General features: G+C 44.7%; 4 protein-coding genes. 3 read left to right on the top strand and 1 reads right to left on the bottom strand.

What is annotated here, in order from left to right:
- Positions 1–1,209, bottom strand: a 1,209-nt coding sequence (locus UB23_RS29005) for a retron Ec67 family RNA-directed DNA polymerase/endonuclease (protein ID WP_160298076.1), incomplete at its 3' end; no start/stop codon positions are given.
- Between the two features lie 1,154 nt (positions 1,210–2,363).
- On the opposite strand from UB23_RS29005, the gene UB23_RS29700 reads away from it, so the two are divergent.
- Genes UB23_RS29700 through UB23_RS29000 form a run of 3 tightly spaced genes read left to right on the top strand, consistent with a single transcriptional unit; the run spans position 2,364 to position 5,642 of the window.
- On the top strand, positions 2,364–3,527 hold the full coding sequence (locus tag UB23_RS29700) for a hypothetical protein (RefSeq protein WP_152644335.1): 1,164 nt from the start codon (positions 2,364–2,366) through the stop codon (positions 3,525–3,527).
- An 11-nt stretch (positions 3,528–3,538) separates the two neighbouring features.
- A complete protein-coding gene (locus tag UB23_RS27955; protein WP_045062889.1) occupies positions 3,539–4,576 on the top strand; it encodes a hypothetical protein in 1,038 nt (345 codons plus the stop codon).
- The gene (locus UB23_RS29000) at positions 4,569–5,642 is read left to right on the top strand and encodes an MBL fold metallo-hydrolase (RefSeq protein ID WP_082069266.1); all 1,074 of its coding nucleotides are present in this window, start codon (positions 4,569–4,571) and stop codon (positions 5,640–5,642) included. The genes UB23_RS27955 and UB23_RS29000 overlap by 8 nt, the downstream gene beginning before the upstream one ends.
- Positions 5,643–5,757: the final 115 nt, after the last annotated feature.

The following is a 5,757-nucleotide window of genomic DNA, read 5'->3' as shown; positions in this document are numbered from 1 at the left end:
AGATGTGTATAAGAGACAGCCCTCACAGAGAATAGTCGGCTTTTCATTTGCATAAAACGCACGATAATACAAAAACCTGCTAAAAGTAGTTTCTCTACCGCTAAGTAGTTCGCGCGTATTTATAGCATGTTTGGACAGCGTGTACTCAGGATTTAGCGCAGGCTTTTGACGAAGACGATTATAATAATCGACCTGATCAATAAAGTTTAACCTGCCTTCCAGTTTATTGATATTGCCGACAACTTCCTCGTCGTTAATTTTCGTAACAAAGCTACCGCTTTTAAATAGTAAGTGACATTGAGACCTAACTGTACGCCAATACTCGCACTTGACATTCGGCTTTTTATTTACAACAAGTCCAGTTACGTCTTGACGAGAGGAATTGTACTGAATACGATTTTTTTTTGAATTCAGACTAAAACCTGCCTTCGTAATCTCGTGCGTCAATTGGCTTCCGGCAGTATAACTTCCGCTTTCCTCACTCATAATCTGAGGGGGGAAAATTTTCTCGCGCGTCGAAAATGTAATGTCATCGGCATATCTAGAATACGTACAAGAATGCTCGAATGCTAACTTTGCGAGACTAATATCTAAAGAGTGAGTAATCAAATTAGTTATTACGGGTGAGCTAGGACTGCCCTGAGGGAGTTTATTATCATAACAAGCAATCTGGGCAATTACAGTTGCGACATTTGCATCAAGCTGGAAATGCCTATTTGATATGAAAAAACCTCTAACACGCCCAAAATTAAAACTGTCAAAAAAGTTTTGCAGATCCACATTAAGAACGTTTTTCTTATGCAGATGCATCATTGCATTGGTAATAATTGATCGATTCCGGACAAATCCGTGCGAAAGCGTAGGCGAAAAAATATATTCTAAAGGCTTTTTTTTCTTACTATCCAGCAGTTTTTCTTTCTTGCCTTTAACAAAGCGATCCAGGTGTGGTTTTCCGGGCTTTGATTTATTTATGTCGTCGATACAATCCAGAAGGAGATCCGACAAGGAAGACTGTATTGCCTTCAGTCGATCCGATGGTGAGTGAATAGTACGATCACCGCCACTTTTTTTAGGGATTTTGAAGGAGATATATTGCGTAGGAGGTTTCAGCACATATAAGACATATGTGAGCTCAGATGCCCTTACGCCTAAAAGTCGAGCAAGTTCAGGCTTTGTCCGTACAGCTCGAAGAGCGTCGATTTTTCTCATATTGGGCACTGAGCTGAGTAAAAAGGGTGGCTTATGGGCACTCCTTCGCAAACTTGGAGGGACTCTTAAGCAGAGAGGAGCCTCATAGGAGCAGTCTTTCGGACATTGTTACCACTGATCGCGATCCGCGATCCAAAATCTGCCCATAAGCCAAGCGCAACGCTATCGTATTGCCATCACTTTCGCAACCACCAAACAAGGCTCAGGGTTAGGATGTTCGTGAGGCGATCAAAAAGCACAAAAGCACTTTTTACCCTCCCGTAGACGGGGCTGATGGACCATTTCTTGCTAGCGCGGATTCGCATTGAAGCTCTCTGGAGTCGATCGTCATTAGAGTTCTTTTCCTAGCGGCTGAGGGCTTCGAGATGTACTGCAAGCCTTCGGCTTCCGCAATGTGTTTCCTCCGTTGAGAGGAAAGCTTAGCGACTCGGGCCGTTGTGCAGATCGGCGAATCGCTCCTGCTATTTCGTTTGCGCACGTACCTGTTAAGAAACTCCGAGTACTGAATTTACTTTCGATTGGCGTTCATGAGGAATTTGTCGGCGGCTCGCTCCAAATCTCTTTTATAAGCTCCGACGCTTCTCTGTCTGGGCCGACGATTTCTCGTAACGAGGCCGACAGATTGTTGAGCGCGAAAGATTGATTTGGGTGAAGCGGTGGAGGCGCAGGGGGATTGCAGCTTTGTATAGCAGGCAGGGCCAGCTTACATGACCTAGACGAGAAAATAGACAGTCGAAATCACCGACGATTTATCTGAAACGTAACCCCGGCGTCACCCCGAGGTAGAAATGAAAAAGGCCCGCATCGCTGCGAGCCTTATTCAATATGGTGCGGCCCCAGGAGTCGAAAAATTCCATAAATATATGATTTGTAATGGTTTATTTTTAGTTGTGCGATTGTCTATCTCTAAAACTGTCCTTTGGCGCTAGGCCGGATTTGATGGGTGTGAGGGGAGTCAATCTTAGACCGATTGCCCCGATGCAATAGTAGGGTAGTACGGCTCTGATGGCATACGCGCCATTAGGCTCGGGAATCATGCTCAAGCCACGGGGGCGATTCAGGGCGAAAGCGTCACTAGAAAGGTACGGAATGACTGCGTACTGACGTTTTGCTATCATCCGACTGCTGCCATCGAGAAGGAGTTTTTGGCTCTAATGACTGTGTATACAACCGCTGCGGCCACAGATTTGCCCTGTACTCACGCACTTGTGATTGGTGTTAGTCGATATTTACATCTTTCTGGAGGTGACTCTACTTCAGACTTTGGCCTTGAGCTGGAGATGGCTCAACTAACTTCAGCTGCGCGATCTGCCTCTGATTTTGCAGCGTGGCTAATTGATAGTTACCGAAACTCGTCCGCACCTCTGTCTTCAGTTCGTATTTTGCTTTCGCCGAACTTTGACGCCGATGAGGAAGTAAATGCCAAGATCAAAGGCATGCTGACTGGAAGTTCAGAAGCCACCAGGGGCAATGCTGAACTCTACTTTGATCATTTTTCAGCGTCTTTGGCTCAACATACTGAAAACGTTGGGGTTGTGTATTTCGCCGGGCACGGTGTGCAGTTAACAAAGACGGGGGCAATTCTTTTGCTTAGTGATATTGCCGACCCTGCTCACACTACAGAACTACACGGGTCACTTGATTTAATGAGCTTGCACAAAAGTGCTAGTCATCCTGGAACAGCCCAAACGCAGTTCTGGTTTGCAGATGTTTGCAGGCAGGAGCCTAAAATCGCAAAGCAATTCGAGTGTATGGTTGGTTCGATGCAGCGCAGCAAGAAAAACGGTCACGCCAAGAGCTCTACAATGTTTCTGTCCTCTATAAGTGGTGCTAAAGCTTATGGGCGACCGGATGGAGTCACTCTATTTAACGAATCGCTTATGAACGGTCTTGTTTCGGGTGAGGCGGCGCAGTCAGATGGAGAAGATGAGTCGCCTTGGGAAGTAACAGCTACAAGTCTCATAGAGTATTTATCCTCTGCTGTACCAAAAACAGCCAGGGCAGCTGGTGCTGAGCAGTATGTGGAGAATACAGGGATCATTGAAAACGCTGTGTTGCATTCAATGATCGCTGCGCCAACTGTTGAGTTTGAGGCTGATGTAAGTCCACAGGCTCATCGCGGACACTGCACAAATTTTAATTTGAGATCTTCTAGTTGTACACATATCGAAAACAACTCTGATTGGCCTTTCAGTACTTTCCTCCCGGCTGGGTTGTACAGCGCGGCATGGAACACTTCGCTTACTAGTACAACGTCGCAACGCCAAGCTTTACTAAATGTGCGCCCGCCTAAGAAAATTTTGTCAGTTAAGCCCTAAGGGATAAGGATATGTTAAGTAGTCAGGATAGCTGGGGAGCGATAAATATAGTTGTTGACTCAAAGCTCAATTTCGCGGGCGGCGATACTAAAATAAAAATTAGAGATCAACGATTACGGCTTTATCTCACTACTACTCCTAAACAAGTGCTCGTTCCCCCAGGGATTTATGAGCTGAGCACAGTGAAGGATAATGGGCAAGCCATAAGTCAAATAGTTCAGGTCTCGAAAGACGAAAAAAAGGAAGTAAAATTTTTCCTTAAAACGGAAGCTGGTCCCGACGCTAGCCTCTTAGATGAGGATTTTGTCCATTTCATTAGCCCTGCTCCTTCAAGCCCCAAGACATCTGAAATCAAGCTTGTTGACATAACGCAAGGTGCACAAATTCACATGAAGGATGATCGGTGGGTGATTCGACAAGAAAATCCTATGGAACAACTTACTTCGGCTACGTTCATCACCGAAAAAGGAGGGGTGGTTGTTAACTTGCCGGTGAGCGGGGGCAATCACTTTCGCTCAATGTGGTGCCAAGTTTTTTCAAATCGTGAAGATAACTTTACTTATCCAAAAATAAAAATAGCACCAACACGTACTATAGCTTCTTCCATGGAGCAAATGTTAGATTCGGGGCGAATATTTTATGCATCACAAGTGGCTTTCAATAGCATGAAAGCGCTTTTGGATAGATATCCAGATCCAACTGGGGCCTTACTAGGAGTGATTGCGTTATTTAAAGTTGGGCGTCTGTATCCTCACAAAAGGTGGTTGCAAGAATTCAACAATCGATATGAGTGGCTACCTGATGGGAAGATTTTTCTCGCACTAATATTGGCAGAGTCAGAAAATGATGAACGCAGCGCGATTGAGCTTATAAGGATTGCGGCTCATCAAAAAATATTATATAGCGATAGTTTTTCAGTGTTGCTGTCTCTGATCAGGACGCTTCCAGTTGAGAAAAGTCAATTTGAATCCATATTTAATATGGCCATTCTTATCGACTGGCGTTCTAGATATCTCTGCTACTCCCAGTCGAGTGATCTTAATGTTTGAAATTACAATGCTCCCCGCTAGAGAGGGTGATGCGCTATTGATCCGATGGGGTGATGCGGATAATCCAAGGCAAATACTTGTTGATTCCGGAATAAAGGCCAGCGGTAGAAATTTAAAGCGCCTGATAATGGCAATGCCAGAAGAACAAAGGCATTTTGATCTCGTCGTTATAACTCATATTGATTGTGATCATATATGGGGGGCTATTAGCTGCTTCGTGGAATCTCCTAAAATTCCAAATTTAGCAATCTCAGACTTTTGGTTTAATGGACGGAAACACCTTGTAGAAAGCCAACATACCCTCGAATCACTAGGCCCTATACAAGGAGATGAGCTTTCCAACTGGTTGGAACAATCAGGTCACTGGAATTTGGCCTTTGATAAAAGGGCTGTAAGTACCTCTTTCGATGGGCAGCCGATAAAAATTGTTCTGCCAGGAAATATGGTCGTTACTGTCATTGGGCCCACTCCTAAAAGGTTGTATGAATTAGCACCTTCATGGCCAGAGGCGATGTCTGAGGCTCTGAAGGATGCCCCCCCGCCTGTAGTAGGCTTAGAAGAGCTTGGGGCGAGAAGTAGCATCGATATATCCAATCTTGAAGATTTGGATGAAATGGCAAACGCACAGTTTGTAGCCGATACTAGTACTACTAATGCCAGTAGTATAACCCTTGTCTTAGAGTACGAAGGAAAGCGAGTTCTGCTCGCCGGTGACGCACTAGCTGGTGATCTTATTGGTGCGTTTGAAAAATTCACTGATCGGCTTCCAATAAGTTTTGATGCTGTTAAAGTTCCTCATCACGGTAGTGAGAAAAATGTAAGCAAGGAATTAATGGCGAGTATCAGTTGCGATAAATGGCTGATATCAACGGATGGTAACAAACATCATCATCCTGATATTGCTGCGGTTGCCAGGATAATTACTTGCTCCAATGAGCCAAGCATATATTTTAATGTTCCTAGTATTCATAATGATCTGTGGGGTAGAAAGCGTTGGCAGGCTGAGTTTAAGTACCAGGCTTTTTATGGGGATCAAACTAAAGGGCTGACTGTAGAGGTGGGTTAACAATATTTAGTTTAGCGTGGAATGGATTTAGTTGCTTGATCCGGAAACGGTAGCTCTCCATTTGGAGCCCTGCTCCGGGCTGCATTTATGCATAGCCTGTCTCTTATACACATCT

Source organism: Pseudomonas sp. ES3-33 (assembly GCF_000952175.1).
GTDB classification, from domain to species: Bacteria; Pseudomonadota; Gammaproteobacteria; order Pseudomonadales; family Pseudomonadaceae; genus Aquipseudomonas; species Aquipseudomonas gregormendelii.
Note: the sequence above shows the minus strand (reverse complement) of the source record. Positions and strands in the feature narration are given on the sequence as shown.

Coding starts and splice junctions, on each gene's coding strand:
- UB23_RS29700 (WP_152644335.1), top strand. CDS start 2,364: ATGACTGTGTATACAACCGCTGCGGCCACAGATTTGCCCTGTACTCAC.
- UB23_RS27955 (WP_045062889.1), top strand. CDS start 3,539: ATGTTAAGTAGTCAGGATAGCTGGGGAGCGATAAATATAGTTGTTGAC.
- UB23_RS29000 (WP_082069266.1), top strand. CDS start 4,569: ATGTTTGAAATTACAATGCTCCCCGCTAGAGAGGGTGATGCGCTATTG.